Annotated in this window: 12 protein-coding genes; 4 read left to right on the top strand and 8 right to left on the bottom strand. The window is 71.4% G+C overall.

Annotated elements, in window-relative coordinates; translation table 11 throughout:
- Nucleotides 1–144: 144 nt before the first annotated feature.
- The 6 genes from sucD to ACWD04_RS26455 all read right to left on the bottom strand — a co-directional run bounded on the left by sucD (nt 145) and on the right by ACWD04_RS26455 (nt 7724).
- Nucleotides 145–1029: a succinate--CoA ligase subunit alpha gene (gene sucD / locus ACWD04_RS26480; protein ID WP_451135968.1), complete on the bottom strand. Its 885-nt coding sequence runs from the start codon at nt 1027–1029 to the stop codon at nt 145–147.
- 21 nt (nt 1030–1050) lie between these two features.
- Complete coding sequence (sucC, locus tag ACWD04_RS26475; protein WP_451135966.1) at nt 1051–2232, bottom strand: ADP-forming succinate--CoA ligase subunit beta; 1182 nt, start codon at nt 2230–2232, stop codon at nt 1051–1053.
- Between the two features lie 296 nt (nt 2233–2528).
- On the bottom strand, nt 2529–3710 hold the full coding sequence (locus ACWD04_RS26470; protein WP_451135964.1) for a VWA domain-containing protein: 1182 nt from the start codon (nt 3708–3710) through the stop codon (nt 2529–2531).
- 47 nt (nt 3711–3757) lie between these two features.
- Nucleotides 3758–6070 (bottom strand): DUF5682 family protein, encoded by a 2313-nt coding sequence (locus ACWD04_RS26465; protein ID WP_451135962.1) that lies wholly within the window; start codon nt 6068–6070, stop codon nt 3758–3760.
- The gene (locus ACWD04_RS26460; RefSeq protein ID WP_451135960.1) at nt 6067–7179 is read right to left on the bottom strand and encodes an ATP-binding protein; all 1113 of its coding nucleotides are present in this window, start codon (nt 7177–7179) and stop codon (nt 6067–6069) included. The genes ACWD04_RS26465 and ACWD04_RS26460 overlap by 4 nt, the downstream gene beginning before the upstream one ends.
- A gap of 116 nt (nt 7180–7295) precedes the next feature.
- The gene (locus ACWD04_RS26455; protein ID WP_451135958.1) at nt 7296–7724 is read right to left on the bottom strand and encodes an MmpS family transport accessory protein; all 429 of its coding nucleotides are present in this window, start codon (nt 7722–7724) and stop codon (nt 7296–7298) included.
- Nucleotides 7725–7836: 112 nt separating this feature from the next.
- Here ACWD04_RS26455 and ACWD04_RS26450 point away from each other — a divergent pair, with 112 nt between their 5' ends.
- Entirely contained in the window at nt 7837–8931 is a 1095-nt protein-coding gene (locus ACWD04_RS26450) for a hypothetical protein (protein WP_451135956.1), read from the top strand.
- Nucleotides 8932–9044: 113 nt separating this feature from the next.
- Nucleotides 9045–10724 carry a DUF5691 domain-containing protein gene (locus ACWD04_RS26445; RefSeq protein ID WP_451135954.1) on the top strand — a complete coding sequence of 560 codons (1680 nt, stop codon included), beginning with the start codon at nt 9045–9047 and terminating at the stop codon, nt 10722–10724.
- Nucleotides 10725–10768: 44 nt separating this feature from the next.
- On the opposite strand, the gene ACWD04_RS26440 is transcribed toward ACWD04_RS26445, so the two are convergent.
- Complete coding sequence (locus ACWD04_RS26440; RefSeq protein ID WP_451135952.1) at nt 10769–11182, bottom strand: cobalamin B12-binding domain-containing protein; 414 nt, start codon at nt 11180–11182, stop codon at nt 10769–10771.
- 344 nt (nt 11183–11526) lie between these two features.
- Here ACWD04_RS26440 and ACWD04_RS26435 point away from each other — a divergent pair, with 344 nt between their 5' ends.
- Both ACWD04_RS26435 and ACWD04_RS26430 read left to right on the top strand, forming a co-directional pair.
- On the top strand, nt 11527–12420 hold the full coding sequence (locus tag ACWD04_RS26435; RefSeq protein ID WP_451135950.1) for an esterase/lipase family protein: 894 nt from the start codon (nt 11527–11529) through the stop codon (nt 12418–12420).
- A gap of 274 nt (nt 12421–12694) precedes the next feature.
- A complete protein-coding gene (locus ACWD04_RS26430) occupies nt 12695–14305 on the top strand; it encodes a M23 family metallopeptidase (RefSeq protein WP_451135948.1) in 1611 nt (536 codons plus the stop codon).
- 66 nt (nt 14306–14371) lie between these two features.
- Here ACWD04_RS26430 and pcrA read toward each other — a convergent pair whose 3' ends face one another.
- Complete coding sequence (gene pcrA / locus ACWD04_RS26425) at nt 14372–16810, bottom strand: DNA helicase PcrA (RefSeq protein WP_451135946.1); 2439 nt, start codon at nt 16808–16810, stop codon at nt 14372–14374.
- Nucleotides 16811–16943: the final 133 nt, after the last annotated feature.

Raw genomic sequence — 16943 nt, 5'->3', positions numbered from 1 at the left:
CCTCCCCACCGGCCGTTAGCGCCTGGTCCCCCCCCTTCCCTTACACTTCCCCCGACCGGTACTTACCCGGCGCGGCCCCCACCCCCTTCGCCCAGGGGGGGGGGGCCCGCGCCGTTCAGCCGTGAAGCGGTGACGCTGCGAACGTCAGCCGCCGAGGATCTCGCGCGCCAGCCTGGCGGTCTCGGTCGGCGTCTTGCCGACCTTCACGCCTGCGGCCTCGAGGGCCTCCTTCTTGGCCGCGGCGGTGCCGGAGGAGCCGGAGACGATGGCGCCGGCGTGGCCCATGGTCTTGCCCTCCGGGGCCGTGAAGCCCGCGACGTAGCCGACGACCGGCTTCGTGACGTTCTTCGCGATGTAGTCGGCGGCACGCTCCTCGGCGTCGCCACCGATCTCGCCGATCATCACGATGAGGTCCGTCTCCGGGTCCGCCTCGAACGCCGCGAGGGCGTCGATGTGCGTCGTACCGATGACCGGGTCGCCACCGATACCGACGGCGGACGAGAAGCCGATGTCACGGAGCTCGTACATCATCTGGTAAGTCAGCGTGCCGGACTTGGACACGAGACCGATGCGGCCGGGCTTGGTGATGTCGCCCGGGATGATGCCGGCGTTGGACTGGCCGGGGGTGATCAGACCCGGGCAGTTCGGGCCGATGATGCGGGTCTTGTTGCCCTTCGAGCCGGCGTAAGCCCAGAAGGCGGCCGAGTCGTGGACGGCGATGCCCTCGGTGATCACGACGGCCAGCGGGATCTCGGCGTCGATCGCCTCGACGACGGCGGCCTTCGCGAAGGCCGGCGGCACGAAGAGGACCGATACGTCGGCGCCCGTCTTCTCCATCGCTTCCTTGACGGAGCCGAATACCGGTACCTCGGTGCCGTCGAAGTCGACGGACGTGCCCGCCTTACGCGGGTTCACGCCACCGACGATGTCGGTGCCGTCGGCCAGCATGAGCTTGGTGTGCTTCATGCCCGTGGCGCCGGTCATCCCCTGGACGATGACCTTGCTGTCCTTGGTGAGGAAGATAGCCATGGTGTTGGAGTCCCTCGTCCTTTACTTCGCAGCCGCGGCGAGCTCGGCAGCCTTGTCGGCCGCGCCGTCCATGGTGTCCACACGCTGAACGAGCGGGTGGTTGGCGTCGGAGAGGATCTTGCGACCCAGCTCCGCGTTGTTGCCGTCGAGGCGCACGACCAGCGGCTTGGTGACGTCCTCGCCCTTGGACTTGAGCAGCTCCAGGGCCTGGACGATGCCGTTGGCGACCTCGTCGCAGGCGGTGATACCACCGAAGACGTTGACGAAGACGGACTTGACGTCCGGGTCGCCGAGGATGATCTCGAGACCGTTCGCCATGACCTCTGCGGAGGCGCCGCCACCGATGTCGAGGAAGTTGGCGGGCTTCACGTCGCCGTGGCTCTCACCGGCGTACGCGACGACGTCCAGGGTCGACATGACCAGACCGGCACCGTTACCGATGATGCCGACCTCGCCCTCGAGCTTGACGTAGTTGAGGTTCTTGGCCTTGGCGGCGGCCTCGAGCGGGTTGGCCGCGGCCTTGTCCTCGAGGGCTTCGTGCTCCGGCTGCCGGAAGTCGGCGTTCTCGTCGAGAGACACCTTGCCGTCCAGCGCCAGGATGTCGCCGTTGGCGACCTTGGCGAGCGGGTTGACCTCGACGAGGAGCGCGTCCTCGGCGACGAAGGTGTCCCACAGCGTCACCAGGACCTCGGCGACCTTCTCGGCCACCTCGGCCGGGAACTTCGCCTGCGCGACGATCTCGCGGGCCTTCTCGATCGTGACGCCGTCAACGGCGTTGACCGGGACCTTCGCGAGCGCCTCGGGGGTCTTCTCCGCGACCTCCTCGATGTCCATACCGCCCTGCACCGAGGCCATGGCCAGGAAGGTGCGGTTGGTGCGGTCGAGGAGGTACGAGACGTAGTACTCCTCCAGGATCTCCGGCGCGGTCTCGGCGATCATCACCTTGTGGACCGTGTGGCCCTTGATGTCCATGCCGAGAATGTCGGTCGCACGGGCGACCGCCTCGTCGGGGGTGGCTGCCAGCTTGACGCCGCCGGCCTTGCCGCGGCCACCGACCTTCACCTGCGCCTTGACGACGGACTTGCCGCCCAGCCGCTCGGTCGCCTCGCGGGCTGCTTCAGGCGTGTCGATGACTTCACCGGCCAGCACCGGTACACCGTGCTTGGCGAAGAGGTCCCTCGCCTGATACTCGAACAGGTCCACGCGCGTCCGTCCCTTTTAGTGGTCTCGCGGTTCGTTTTCTGCGTGGGCGTGCCGCGAGGGCAACGTGACTGCACAGTCACTAGGGAGGCGCACACGGTGACCGAGTACGCGGCATGTCCATCCGGCAGGTTATCCCCGCACCGCACCGGACCCTAAATTGCAGATCACACCTGAGCGGTGATACCGGTCACAGATCGCGCTGGTAGCCGGGGTAGGAAGGACAAAACGCCCCCTCCGAGGGGGCGGGCCGGGGAGGCCGGCCGGCCTCCGGCCGGGCTCGGGGAGAGACCTTCCGGTCACCGGCCGGCGTCCGGTACCGGCAGGGGCCGCTTCTCGATCGCGGCCGCCATGATCTCGGGAAACAGGTCCGGAGTGCAGGCGAAGGCCGGGGAGCCGAGTGCCCCCAGCGCGGCCGCGTGCTCCCGGTCGTAGGAGGGCGTGCCTTCGTCGGAGAGAGCGAGCAGGGTCACGAACTGCACGCCGGACGCCTTCATCGCGGCCGCCCGCTCGACCATCTCGTCACGGATCCCTCCTTCGTGGAGATCGCTGATGAGGACGACGACGGTGTCCGCCGGACGGGTGATCTTCGACTGGCAGTAGGCGAGCGCGCGGTTGATGTCCGTACCTCCGCCGAGCTGCGTACCGAACAGGACGTCGACCGGGTCGTCGAGCTGATCGGTGAGATCGACGACGGCTGTGTCGAACACCACGAGCCGGGTCGCCAGGGTCCGCATCGAGGCGAGTACCGCGCCGAAGACCGAGGCGTGGACGACCGATGCGGCCATGGACCCCGACTGGTCGACGCAGAGGATGACGTCCTTCTTCACGGACCGGTCGGTGCGCCCGTACCCGATGAGACGTTCGGGTATCACCGTGCCGGCCCCTTCACCGCCGGGCAGGGACACGTAGTTCCTGAGGTTGGCCCGGATCGTGCGGTCCCAGTCGATGTCCCGGTGGCGCGGCCGGCGGTTACCGGCCGAGCGGTCCAGGGCTCCGGTGAGCGCGGCTCTGGTACGGGTGGCCAGCCGGCGCTCCAGGTCCTCCACGACCTTGCGTACGACGGCGCGGGCCGTCTCCTTGGTCGTCTCCGGCATGGCCTTGCGGAGCGAGAGCAGGGTGCCGACCAGGTGGACGTCGGGTTCGACGGCCTCCAGCATCTCCGGCTCCAGCAGCAGGGCGGAGAGCCCGAGACGGTCGATCGCGTCCCGCTGCATGACCTGCACGACGGAGGCCGGGAAGTACGTACGGATGTCGCCGAGCCAACGGGCCACGGTCGGGGCGGACGCCCCGAGCCCCGCGGAGCGCCCGGCTCCGCGCCGACCGCCCGGCTTCTTGGCGCCGCCGTACAGCGCGGTCAGCGCTCCGTCCACCGCCGCGTCGCGTCCGGTGGGCGTGTGCCCCGTGCTCTCGTCGCTGTCCGCACCGAGCACCATGCGCCAACGCCGCAGCCGCTCGTCCTCGGAAGGAGTCGCGTCCATCGGCCTTCCTCCCCCTTCTTCCTTCTTCGTGTCCGCCCGGCCCGTGCTCATCCGCTCGCCTTCGCCGGGGTGTCGAAGCCGAGCAACAGCCGCAGCACCGGCACCACCGCGTCCGCCCGCTCCTCGTCGAGTCCTTCACCGAAGCCCGGCGCGACGGGCACGGCCCTGCCGCCCTCCGCGCCGAGGTCCGGTCCGCGGCGGACTAGCTCACCCAGGGTGCGCCGTACACCCGGCTCATAGGCCGAGAACGTGCGGCGCAACAACGGCAGTACGTCGGTGAACGTGCCGGCCGGTATGCCCGTCAGCCAGGTGTCGACGAGTCCGAGGAGCCGCTCGTCGTGGACGAGCATCAGCCCTCCGCCCGCCGCTCCGCCGACGAAGCCCTCGATCCAGGCCGCCGCTTCGGCCGGTGCGGTGCCGGGCGAGAGGGCCAGTTCCATCAGGCGCGCGGCCTCGCTCCCGGCCAGCCGCCCGTCGTCCAGGAGCAGGCGCGTGGCGCGGCCCCGGATCACACCGGCGACCGCGTCCCTGCCGGACAGCTTGCGCAGGGCGCCGGCCCACCGCTCGGGCAGGCCGTCCCCTCCTACGGCGCCGGCGAGCAGCCCGATCGCGCTGTGCACGTCGTCCACCCGGCGGTGCGCCTCGGCGGCCGCGGCCGCGTCGAGGCCGGTACAGGCGGGCGGCAGGCCCACACAGACGCGCTCGGCGAGCCCCCCGGCCACCTCCCGCAGGGCCGCGGTACCGGTGGACCGTACGTCCCCGTACCGCAGGGAGCGGGCCAGGGCGGGCAGTGCGTCGGCGAGGTGGCCGACGTCCGCGTCGAGGGCGGCCCGGTCGGCGAGGGCCCTCATCACGACGGGCAGCGCCTCGGGCAGTCCGGCCAGGAGACACTGCTCGGCGAGCGCGGTGACCCCGGCGAGCGACGGCGCCGACACGGCGTCCGACTCGGCCCTGGCTGTCGCGGCGCCGAGCACCGTGGTGCCCCACACACCGGCCTCGGCGATCCGGAGGAACAGCTCGGGCTCCCACCGCAGCCGCCAGCTCTCCCGGAACGTCCCCGTACTGCCCCGGCCCGCGGCAGGCCGGCCCCAGTCCACTCCAAGGAGCCGCAGCCGGTGCAGCAGCCTGCTGCGGGCCGCGTCGGTGTCCCTGCGCAGATCGAGCTCCAGATCGCGCTTCTCCGCCTCGGGCCTGAGCCTCAGCGTGCGCTGCTGCCTGTCCAGGTCGCGCTGGAGGGGGACGGCGGGGGCGGTGTCAGGGACCTCGCCGAGAACGTCACCGACGACGAGCAGGTCCCGCACGAGGGCGAGCGGCACATCGGAGCCCTCGCACATGACGGCCCTGACCGCGTCGGTGGCTTCGGCCAGGCCGACGGCCGGGCGGCCGCGCAGGGCCGCCAGTGTCCCGGCGAGCCGGACGGCCTCGATGACGTCCGCCGAGGACACCGCCCTGTCCGTGTCGCGCAGCAGTCCGGCGATCTTCGTCATCCAGCGCTCGACGGGCCGGTCCGGGGCGCCGAAGAGGTGCGCGTACCAGCCGGGCGACTCGATCCCCGCGCCGTATCCGCTGTACCGGGCGAGCCTGCGATGCGTCCAGGGGACCCAGGTCAGCTCCGCCTTGACCTTGGGCATTCCTTTGAGAAGCGCACGGTCGGCGGCCACGGTCGTCCTCGCGGTGAGCGCGGGCACGTGCCACGCGCCGCAGACCACGGCGACGCCGTCGCCGAACTCCTTGCGGGCGGCGCGCAGCTGGAGGCGCATGCACGCCTCCCGGACGGCGTCCAGCGGATGCCCTCCGTCCCCGTGAGCCTCACGGAGCGCCGTCATCGCCTCGGCGAGCGCGGCGAACGGGGCCCGCGGGTCCGCGGGCCGTCCGTCCGAGGCACGGAGCTCGACGACGTCCTCCCACCAGCGCTCGGGGTCTTCGTAGCCCGCGGCCCCGGCGAGAACGCCGATCGGGTCGATGCCGGTGCTTTCCTCCTCCGGGCCGCCCTCCCGCTGTTCCGCCAGGGCCAGGGAATGCGCGGCGGGCAGGTCCACGAAGCGCACGGGGATTCCGTGCGCCGATGCCCAGCGGATCGCCACCCACTCGGGCGAGAAGTCGGCCAGCGGCCAGAACGCGGCACGCCCCGGATCGTCCACGGCGTGGGCGAGGAGCGCGACCGGCGGACGCATACGGCGGTGCGCGGCGAGCGGCAGCAGCGCGTCGCCCTCGGGTGGTCCTTCGACAAGCACGGCGCTCGGCCGGGCGGCTCCCAGGGCGGCCAGGACCGCGCGGGCGGAGCCCGGCCCGTGGTGCCGCACCCCCAGCAGCAGCGGCCCCCCGGGAGCGGCTGCGGGCCCCCCGCCTCGGGGAGTCATTCGGCGGCCTCGCGGCAGGCGCGGTAGAAGTCCTTCCAGCCGTCCCGCTCCCGGACGACGGTCTCCACGTATTCCTGCCAGACCACACGGTCGGCCGTGGGGTCGCGGACGACTGCCCCGAGAATGCCGACCGCCACGTCCCCCGGACGCAGGATGCCGTCGCCGAAGTGGGCGGCGAGCGCGAGTCCTCCGGTGACGACGGAGATGGCCTCCGCCGTGGAGAGCGTCCCGGACGGTGACTTGAGTGTGGTGCGGCCGTCCGTGGTGATGCCCTCGCGCAGTTCACGGAAAACCGTGACGACACGTCGGATCTCGGCCATGCCGTCGGGCGCCGGGGGCAGGTCGAGCGAGCGTCCGATCTGGGCCACGCGCCGGGACACGATGTCCACCTCGGCCTCGGGTGTCGCGGGCAGCGGCAGCACGACGGTGTTGAACCGGCGGCGCAGCGCGCTGGAGAGCTCGTTGACTCCGCGGTCGCGGTCGTTCGCCGTGGCGACGAGGTTGAATCCCCGGACGGCCTGGACCTCTTGCCCCAGCTCGGGGACGGGGAGCGTCTTCTCCGACAGGATCGTGATGAGCGCGTCCTGCACATCGGCGGGGATGCGGGTGAGCTCCTCGACGCGGGCCGTCATGCCCTCGGCCATGGCCCGCATGACGGGGCTCGGCACCAACGCCTCGCGGCTCGGTCCACGGGCCAGCAGCTGCGCGTAGTTCCACCCGTAGCGGACGGCTTCCTCGGGGGTGCCCGCGGTGCCCTGGACGAGCAGGGTCGAGTCCCCGCTGACGGCCGCTGCGAGGTGCTCGGACACCCAGGTCTTGGCGGTCCCCGGAACTCCGAGGAGCAGCAGGGCCCGGTCGGTGGCGAGCGTGGCCACGGCGACTTCGACGAGGCGGCGCGGGCCGACGTACTTCGGCGTGATCAGCGTGCCGTCCGGAAGTGTCCCGCCGAGCAGATAGGTGGAGACGGCCCACGGCGAAAGCTTCCAACGGGCGGGCCTGGGGCGGTCGTCGGCGGCGGCCAGCGCCGTGAGCTCGTCGGCGAAAGCATGCTCGGCGTGAGGCCTCAGAGCTTCGCCGCCGGCTGCGTCGGTCTGTACGGACACGGTCATGGATCCCCCTCCGGATCGTTCGATCCGATGCGGTTTCCACCGTGCACCACGGCACTGACAATCGGTCCCGGCACACGGCCGGGACCGATCGGGGAAAGGACGGGGCCGACGAGGGATCAGCCCGCGACGGGCGAGACCGCGACGCATCCGCCGCTCGTGAGGAGCGCCTCGCCCTTCATCTCCTCGATGACCTCGCCCTTGTAGGTGATGGTGCAGGCGAGATCCGCCGCGCCCTCGTCCAGCGCGGTCGGCATGACCGCCGCCGGCATGATCCCGCGCAGGGTGACGGTCTTCTTCCACGGCAGCGCGGGCGACTCGACCGACTCGACCTCCGGCTTCATCGCCTTGCCCTTACCGCCGTGGTACTGGATCTCGTCCGCGCTCGTGCCGGTGACTTCGTACGTCACCTCGTAGGTCTCGTCCACGACCTTGTCGACGGCGTCGGAGCAGGCGGTGAGGCCGAGCGCGAGGCCGCAGACGGCCGATGCCGACACAGCGGCACGGGTGGTGCGTCCGACACGCGTGGTGCGCATGGTGCGGTTCATCCGAACTCCCCCGGTTTCGTTCTCCAACTCCCTCCTCGCAGAAAAGCGCACGGAAGCAAAGTGGTCAAGACCTCGCGGAACGGGCGGTATCGCAGGTCGGAACCGATTGTCAGTGGCACGCTCTACCGTCGGTTCCATGGTGCTATCTCACGGGGAAGAACCCCGGCGCTCCACCGGCCCGGTGGAGCGCCGGACGAGGGAGCAGGTGCTGGACACTGTTCCTGACGACACGTCATGCGAGGCTGGCCGGGCGGCGGCCCGTCGCGCCGACCGCAGGGCCGCTCGCATCACGGGCGGCGCCCAGGAGCTGGACCAAAGGCTCACGGATCTGCTGCGGGGCGGGCTCGCGGCGACGGACCGGCCGGATTACGGACTGTGGGAGGAGACAGCGGCCCGCATGGTCGACGCGCAGGCTCCCGGACTCGCTCATCGGATACGGGAGTTGGGGTCGTTCCCGGCATCGGGGCCCGGCTGGCCGGCCCGGATGCTCGAGGAGTGCGCGCTGCTGCGTCTGCTGGACTCGGCCTGGTTCGGACTCGACCGGCTGCCCGGTCCGCTGGCGGCGACCGTCCGGTCGAGGGTGGGGCTGACGGCTTCCGCCGAAGGGCCGGCCGTCCGCGACCACTGGCTGGTCCTCGCCCAGTACGACACACCGGACGGCCGGATCGTCACCCGCCGCATCTGGCTGTACGGCAGGGAGTCGGGGCGCCCTGCCCTGCTGCTGTCCTACGGGGCGCCGGGGCGCGCCCCCGCCCAGGCACTACCGGTGGGCACGGTGATCGACGCCGAAGTGACGACGTACCCGGGCGGCGGGAGACTACGGGCCGAGCTGGGGGCGCAGTTCGGCGAGCCTGAGGTCACGGCCGCACCCCCGCCCGGCGGCACGACGGCCGATGCCCTCGCCGCGTACGGCCGCGCGCTGCGGGACGACCCCTGGCTCGACTCCTGGCCGGTCACGCTGCGCGATGTCATACCCGCGCCGTCCGGGGACGGCTGGCAGTTGGTCGGCGCGGCGGACGGTTCCGCCCTGCCGGTCGCACCCTCGGCGCTGTCCCGGCCGGGCCTGTGGAAGCTCGTGGCGCTCTCCGGCGGCGGGCCCCTGACGGTGTTCGGCGAGTGCGGGCACCGGGGTTTCGATCCGCTCGCGGCCTGGTGCACCGAGGCCCCCGACGACGTCGGGGCGAGCGCGGCCGTGGCGCTCGCCTGAAGCACCACGTCGTCGCCCCGCCGCGCCCTCTCGGCCCGCCGTTTTCCGGACCCGCCGCTTCTCGACCCGCCGCTCTTTCGACCCGCGCTTCCCGGACCGATGGAAGGGACCCGATGCCCACCGACGTCACCACGACCGACGCACCCGTGAGCGCGCCGTGGGAAGACCTCGTCACCTCGGCGCTGCTCGGCACCGACCGGCGCCCGCTCCGGGCGGACGGCGGCTCCGTGGTCGGCCCTGCGGCACTGCTCGACACTGCGGCGGTGCACACCGTGCGGCGCCGGGCAGCTCTGCGGCCGGCCACCGGGGCCGCCCTGCCCGAGCCCGCACCCGCCGATCCCCGCCCACCGCTGCCTGCCGCGGCCCGCCGCCGGCTCGCCCAGTTGCTCGCCGGCCGCTCGGCGCCCCCCAGCGGCGGACGCCGGGGAGCGGCTCCCGATCTCACCGAGCTCATCCCCCAGTGGCTGGTCTCCGCGGGTGCCCACGGATACCGGGCGCCGGGGGAGCTGCTGCCCGCACTGCTGGACGCGGCGAGAGCGCGTACGGATCTGCGTCCGCACGTACTCGCCTTCGCCGGGCCGCGCGGGCTCTGGCTGGCCGCGCTGAATCCGGAGTGGAAGTTCGCACTGCGCACCTCTTCGCGCGGTGCGCGGCAGCCGGAAACAGCGGACCCGGAGGCCGTGCGCCGGCTCTGGGAGGAGGGTCTTTTCGCCGAGCGGGTCGCGCTGCTCGGAGCCGTGCGGGGACAGGATCCCGACGCGGCCCGGGTCCTGCTCGCCACCACGTGGTCCACGGAGCGGGCCGAGGACCGGCTGATGTTCCTCGACTCCCTGCGGTCCGGCCTCTCCGAGGCCGACGAGGCGTTCTTGGAAAAGGCTCTGGCGGACCGCAGCCCCAATGTCCGCTCCACGGCGGCCGAGCTGCTGTCGGCACTGCCCGGTTCGGCGCTCGCCCGGCGGATGGCGGCCCGCGCCACGTCCTGCGTGAACCCCGACCGTACGGGGGGCGCCGTATCCATCGCCGTGGAGGCGCCTCACGAGTGCGACGCCTCGATGCAGCGCGACGGCGTGGTGCCGGTACCACCCTCGGGGCGCGGCGAACGGTCGTGGTGGCTGAGCCAGTTGGTGGAGGCGACCCCGCTCGGTGCCTGGCAGGAGAGGTTCGGCGGCCGGACGGCCCAGGAGCTCGTGACACTGCCGGTCGCCGACGGCTGGGCCGGTGAGCTGCACGCCGCCTGGTGCCGGGCCGCAGTGCGGCAGCGGGATCCCGACTGGGCGCGGGCCCTGCTCAGCGCCCCCTCCACACCCCCGGCGAACAGCCACGGGACGGCGTCACTGGCGGAGCGGTCACAGCTCCTCGCCACCCTGCCTCCTCCCGAACGGGCGCTCTGGGTCGCCGGCTTCATAGCCGCGCACGGCCTGTCCGATGCCTTCCAGCTGCTCGGCGTCTGCTCCGTGCCATGGGACAGGCCGCTCGGCCGGTCGGTGGTCGACGCACTGGACATCGCCCGGGACGCGGGGAGCTACCCCTGGAGCTTCAGCGGGGTGATGGGCCTCGCCGAGCGCTGCCTGAACCCCGCCGAGGCGGACCGGCTCGCCGTGCTCACCACCACACCGGACGAGCCGGAAGGCGCTTCACCGGGTGCGGGTGGCTACTGGTCGGAGGCGTTCCAACGGCTGGTCTCCACCCTGCGTCTGCGCGCCGCCATGGACGCGGAGCTGCTGGCCCAGGACGGCACGGACGACACGGACGACACGGACGGCACTGGCCGACCCGGACGGAAGCCGGCCTGACCACAGATCGGCCGGCAGAGGCAGGGAGCGGGGCCCGGGCGGGCTCAGGCCTCCGCGGCCTGGCGCACGTGCGCGTTCACCCAGTCGACGATCGAGGACGTCGTCGCACCCGGGGTGAAGATCTCCGCTACGCCCCGCTCCTTCAGCGGAGCGATGTCCGCCTCGGGGATGATGCCGCCGCCGAACACCTTGATGTCCTCCGCGTCGCGCTCCTTCAACAGTTCGATGACCTTGGCGAAGAGCGTGTTGTGCGCACCGGAGAGGATCGAGAGACCGATGGCGTCGGCGTCCTCCTGGATCGCCGTGTCCACGATCTGCTCGGGAGTCTGATGGAGCCCCGTGTAGATGACCTCCATGCCCGCGTCGCGCAGCGCCCGCGCGATCACCTTGGCCCCGCGGTCATGGCCGTCTAGGCCCGGCTTGGCCACCACCACACGGATCGGACCGGTCACACCCATCAATGCCTCCACATGCGTCTCCCGTGCCCGGAGGGCCGGTGATGTGAACGAACGTTATCCATAGCATCCCGCACCGTGTTGTTTCACGGCGGACCGGGAGGGGGAAATCACACATGGGACGTGTTCGCCGGCGTCGTTCCCAGCACCGGGCGGCCACCGGCCGCGCGGGGAGTGCCGCCAGGGGAGCCGTAACGAGGTCGCCGTATCACCGCGCCGTCAGCCGCACGGCACGGTGACTCGGCCCCCGGTCGCATCAGGCCGCCGGTCGCCTCCGCAGCGGCACCCCGTGAGGGCGTACGGGGCAGGGAGCCGCCTCCCCCGCATGTCGGCGCAGGAGGTCGGCCATGAAAATCCTGCTGTTCCTACCCCTACTGCTGCGCAGGCCGTGCCCGCGCCCCGCCTGGCTGTCGTCGACGCTGATCAGAGCCACCGCGCTGGAGCTGCTCATCCTCGCCGGGCATGTGCTCATCTACCCGTCCGGGCTCACGCCGGAGCGCCGGGCCCCCACGCCCCCGCACGGCACCGGCGCCGGGCCTGACGCCGACCCCGGTGGGATCACCCGCCCGGCGTACACGACCACCGCACTGCCGACCACGGCGGACGACCGCCCGCCGGTCGTCCTTCTGCACGGCTTCGCCGACAACCGCTCCGTCTTCGTCCTGCTCCGCCGCTCCCTGGCCCGGCACGGCTGGGACCACCTGGAGTCGCTCAACTACTCGCCCCTGACGTGCGACATCCGCACCGCGGCCGAGCTGCTCGACCGCCATGTCGAGGAGATCTGCGCCCGCACGAGGCACCGCGAGATCGACATCGTCGGCCACAGCCTCGGCGGCCTGATCGCGCGGTACTACGTGCAGCGGCTCGGCGGGGACCGCCGGGTACGCACGCTCGTCACCCTCGGCACGCCGCACGGCGGCACCGCCGCCGCCCCTCTGGCGCGCGCACACCCCATCGTCCGCCAGATGCGCAGCGGCTCCGATCTGATCGAGGAGCTGCGCCGCCCCGCGCCGGGCTGCCGGACACGGTTCGTCAGCTTCTGGAGCGAGCTGGACCGGGTGATGATCCCGGTCGAGACGGCCTGCGTCGACCACCCCGACCTCGACGCGGTGAATGTGCGCGTCACCGGTATCGGCCATCTCGCTCTTCCGGTGCACCCCGCGGTCGCTTCCGCGATCCGGCAGGCGCTCGAGTCCGACGGTGCGGCCATCGGCACTCAGGGATCCGCCTCCGTCGCCTGATTTCCGGTCTCGTTTGCGGCCCGATTTTTGGTCTCGGACTTGCCTCTGCACCCCCCGCACACCCCTGCAGAATAGAACTAATTTCGAACATAAAGCCAAGCCTGTCTTCTCGCTCCACCGAAAGGCGGCCGATTGCCCGTTTCCTGAAGGGCTGAAGGCCGCCGAAGATTGTCGTCCCCGTCTACCGCCGGGTACAGTCGCGGCCACTACTCACCCTGGGATCCCCCCACCGGACCCCGGAACAGGTCCTGCTGCCGAGGCGAGAGAGAAGTTGGTGAACGACCAGCACCCCCACGCCGGGTATGCCGGACACGACAGCCCCACCGGCAGCTTCGACACCGACCCGCTCTTCGGCACCCTGTCCGGCCAGGAGCACGGCAGCCCCGAGACGACGTACGGCGGCGGTTACGCCCCGGGGTACGACGGCGGCTACAGCGGTTACAGCGGTTACGACAGTGGTCAGTGGGACACCGGAGCGCATCAGCAGGCCCCGTACGACGCCTATGGCGCCGGCCAGGCCCATCCGCAGGTTCCCCAGGGCTACGACACGGCCGCCACCTGGATGCCGGAGGCCGGAATCCCGGCCCAGGCCGCCGCCCCGGACGCGACGGGCCAGTGGGACACCTCAGGCTGGGACCACACCGGCCAGGCCGACCAGTGGGCGACGGGCGACACCGGCGCGTTCCCCACCACCACGTTCGACACTACGGCCTATACGACCGGCACCTACGCCGCTCCCGCCTTCGGGACGATGGGGCACGAAAGTTACGCGGCCGCCGACACCGGCACGTACGACGCCACCGCCTGGAACATCGGCGCCACGCCCGAGAACGCGGCGTACGCACCCGAACAGACGTCGCATGCCTCGTACGAACACCAGCCGGCGTCCTACGACCCCTACACAACAGCCGAGTTCGCCTCCCACGACGGCATCGGCTCCCACGACCTCCACGACTCCCCCGGCTCCCACGACCACGCCGGAAACGCCGGGACAGAGCACGCGCAGACGGACATGTACACAGCCGTGTACGACGAGGTTCCCGGGGCCGACGGCCCGGAGCCCGTGCCGGACGTCGCCGACGCCACTGCGGAATCCGCCTCCGCGGCGCGCCCGGTGAGCCGTTCCGCCGCCCCGCGCGGCGGTAGCCGGGGCCGGCGCCGCACCCCCGCGAAGCGTTCCGCTCTCCTCACCGTCGCCGTCCCCTCCGCCTGTGTCATGAGTGTCGCGGGCATCGCCGCCGCCTCGGTGAGCGGCGTCGGCGGAGCCGAGGAGACGAAGGACGACACCGCGTCCATGGCGGCCGCCGAGACGGTCAAGCCGGCGGTGGCCAACAGCAAGCTGGACACCCAGCTCGCCAACCTCAGCGCCGACGCCGCGAACTTCGCAGACCGTGCCAGCCGCACTCAGGAGCGCATCGACCTGAAGGAACGTCAGGCCATCGAGAAGAAGAAGCGTGAAGAGGAGGCCGCGCGCCGCGAGGCCGCTCGCCCCAAGTTCGTCCTGCCCGTGGCGCAGCACGGCCTCAGCGCTTCCTACGGCCAGGCCGGTGTGAACTGGATGTCCATGCACACGGGCATCGACTTCCCCGTGTCCTACGGCACTCCCGTGATGGCGGCGACCGACGGCACCGTCCGCACCCAGTGGAACAGCGCCTACGGGAACATGGCCATCGTCACCGCTGCCGACGGCACCGAGACGTGGTACTGCCACCTCAGCACCACCAAGATCCGCTCCGGCTCGGTCAAGGCCGGAGATGTGATCGCCTACTCGGGGAACTCCGGCAACTCCACCGGCCCGCACCTGCACTTCGAAGTACGGCCCGGTGGCGGCTCGGCGATCGATCCGACGCCGTGGTTCAACAGCCACGGCGTCAGCCCGAACTGAGGCCGACCGGCACCGGCCGGCGCACGGGAGGCGGGGTCGCTGCCCCCCGTGTGCCGGCCGCCCGGGTCAGAGCTTCTCGACCGGCGCGTAGCGCAGCAGCAGCTTCTTGGGCCGCTCGTCGCCGAAGTCGACCGTCGCCTTCGCCTGGTCGCCGAACCCCTCTACCGCCGTCACCGTGCCCAGGCCGAACTGGTCGTGCGTGACCCGGTCGCCTGCCACCAGGGTGACCACCGGCTTGTCGGAGGTGCGCCGGGTCGCGAATCCCGAGGGCCCGGACTTCGAGCGCGACGAGGACAGCGACGACGTGATGCCGGACGTCGGTCCCGCCGAAGCGGCCATCGGTCCCTTGCGCTTCCAGTCCAGGTGCTGGTCCGGGATCTCCTCCAGGAACCGCGACGGCGGGTTGTACGAGGGCTGGCCCCACGCACTCCGCATCGCCGCCCGGGTCAGATACAGACGCTCGCGGGCCCGCGTGATGCCCACATAGGCGAGTCGGCGCTCCTCCTCCAGCTCCTTGACCTGTCCCAGCGCGCGCATGTGCGGGAAGACGCCGTCCTCCATGCCCGTCAGGAACACCACCGGGAATTCCAGACCCTTGGCTGTGTGCAGCGTCATCAGCGTGACGACACCGGAGCCGTCCTCGTCCTCGTCGGGGATCTGGTCGGCGTCGGCGACGAGCGCGACCTTCTCCAGGAACTCGGCGAGCGTTCCCGAGCCCTCCTGCTCCGCACGCTCCTGCTCGAATTCGAGCGCCACGGCGGCGAGCTCCTGCAGGTTCTCGATACGGGTCTCGTCCTGCGGGTCGGTGGAGGCCTGGAGCTCGGCGAGGTAGCCGGTCCGCTCCATGACCGCTTCCAGCACGACGGCCGGTCCCGCACCGGACTCCACGATCGTGCGGAGCTCCTCCATGAGCGTGTTGAACCGCTTCACGGCATTGGCCGAGCGGGCCGCCATGCCGTACGCCTCGTCGACGCGGCGCAGCGCCTGCGGGAAGGAGATCTTCTCGCGCATCGACAGGGCGTCGATCATCGCCTCGGCCCGGTCGCCGATGCCCCGCTTGGGCACGTTGAGGATGCGGCGCAGCGGGACGGTGTCCTCGGGGTTGGAGAGGACCCGGAGGTAGGCCAGGACGTCCCTTACCTCCTTACGCTCGTAGAAGCGCACTCCGCCGACAACCTTGTAGGGCAGTCCGACGCGGATGAAGATCTCTTCGAAGACACGGGACTGGGCGTTCGTGCGGTAGAAGACGGCGACATCGCCGGCTTTAGCGTCCCCGGCGTCCGTCAGCCGGTCGATCTCGTCGGCGACGAACTGCGCCTCGTCGTGCTCGGTGTCCGCGACATAGCCCGCGATCCGGGTGCCGGCGCCCGCGTTCGTCCAGAGGTTCTTGGGGCGACGGCTCTCGTTGCGCTCGATGACGGCGTTGGCCGCGGAGAGGATCGTCTGCGTGGAGCGGTAGTTCTGCTCCAGCATGATCGTCGTCGCGTCCGGATAGTCCTCCTCGAACTGGAGGATGTTACGGATGGTCGCGCCGCGGAAGGCGTAGATCGACTGGTCCGCGTCACCGACGACGCACAGCTCGCCCGGGGCGTCGGCCTCGCCTGACGGACCCACCAGCTCGCGCACGAGGGTGTACTGCGCGTGGTTGGTGTCCTGGTACTCGTCGACCATGACGTGCCGGAAGCGGCGGCGGTAGTGCTCGGCGACGTCGGGGAACGCCTGGAGCAGGTGGACCGTCGTCATGATGATGTCGTCGAAGTCCAGGGCGTTGGCCTCGCGGAGCCGTGCCTGGTACAGCGCGTAGGCCTGCGCCAGCGTCTTCTCGAATCCGTCGGCCGCCTGCCCCGCGAAGGTCTCCTCGTCGATCAGCTCGTTCTTCAGGTTCGAGACCTTCGCCGTGAACGACTTGGGCGGGTAGCGCTTCGGGTCGAGATCCAGATCGCGGCAGACCAGAGCCATCAGCCGCTTGGAGTCGGCGGCGTCGTAGATCGAGAACGACGAGGTGAGGCCCAGGCGCTTGGACTCGCGGCGCAGAATCCGCACGCAGGCGCTGTGGAACGTCATGACCCACATGGCGTTGGCGCGCGGGCCGACGAGGTCCTCGACACGCTCCTTCATCTCGCCGGCGGCCTTGTTGGTGAACGTGATCGCGAGAATCTGCCCCGGGTGCACCCCGCGCTCGGCCAGGAGATGGGCGATCCGGTAGGTGAGGACCCTGGTCTTGCCCGAGCCGGCCCCTGCGACGATGAGCAGCGGGGACCCGGCGTGCACGACGGCGGCGCGCTGCTCGGTGTTCAGCCCGTCGAGCAGCGCGGCGGGGTCGATGACGGGGCGCGGGGCGCCGTCGCGGTAATAGGCGTCACGCGGCGGCGGAGGCGCGTCGAAGACGTCCTCGAAGAGGCCCTCAGGCACCGCGTCGGGCGCGTGCTCCTCAGGGGGCGGCGGGGGGCCTTCCTCCGCTTGCTGGAGGCCGGTCAGGAAACTGTCGTCAAAGAGGCTGCTCATCGCTTCACGAGTCTAGGCGGCCGCACCGACAGCCCGGGCCGGATCGGCGACAAGGGCCCAGGGCTCGTGCGCGTACCGAAACGGATCACCCACGGTGCGTGAGAATTCGGGCGCCGTTCCGGCCATATGGACC

Source organism: Streptomyces sp. NPDC002911 (assembly GCF_053591835.1).
This window is presented reverse-complemented; position numbering and strand designations above follow the sequence as displayed.

Bases quoted from the DNA above. Each gene is read 5' to 3' on its own strand.
- sucD (WP_451135968.1), bottom strand. From the start codon at position 1,029: ATGGCTATCTTCCTCACCAAGGACAGCAAGGTCATCGTCCAGGGGATG.
- ACWD04_RS26470 (WP_451135964.1), bottom strand. From the start codon at position 3,710: ATGGACGCGACTCCTTCCGAGGACGAGCGGCTGCGGCGTTGGCGCATG.
- ACWD04_RS26465 (WP_451135962.1), bottom strand. From the start codon at position 6,070: ATGACTCCCCGAGGCGGGGGGCCCGCAGCCGCTCCCGGGGGGCCGCTG.
- ACWD04_RS26460 (WP_451135960.1), bottom strand. From the start codon at position 7,179: ATGACCGTGTCCGTACAGACCGACGCAGCCGGCGGCGAAGCTCTGAGG.
- ACWD04_RS26455 (WP_451135958.1), bottom strand. From the start codon at position 7,724: ATGAACCGCACCATGCGCACCACGCGTGTCGGACGCACCACCCGTGCC.
- ACWD04_RS26445 (WP_451135954.1), top strand. From the start codon at position 9,045: ATGCCCACCGACGTCACCACGACCGACGCACCCGTGAGCGCGCCGTGG.
- ACWD04_RS26440 (WP_451135952.1), bottom strand. From the start codon at position 11,182: ATGGGTGTGACCGGTCCGATCCGTGTGGTGGTGGCCAAGCCGGGCCTA.
- ACWD04_RS26435 (WP_451135950.1), top strand. From the start codon at position 11,527: ATGAAAATCCTGCTGTTCCTACCCCTACTGCTGCGCAGGCCGTGCCCG.
- pcrA (WP_451135946.1), bottom strand. From the start codon at position 16,810: ATGAGCAGCCTCTTTGACGACAGTTTCCTGACCGGCCTCCAGCAAGCG.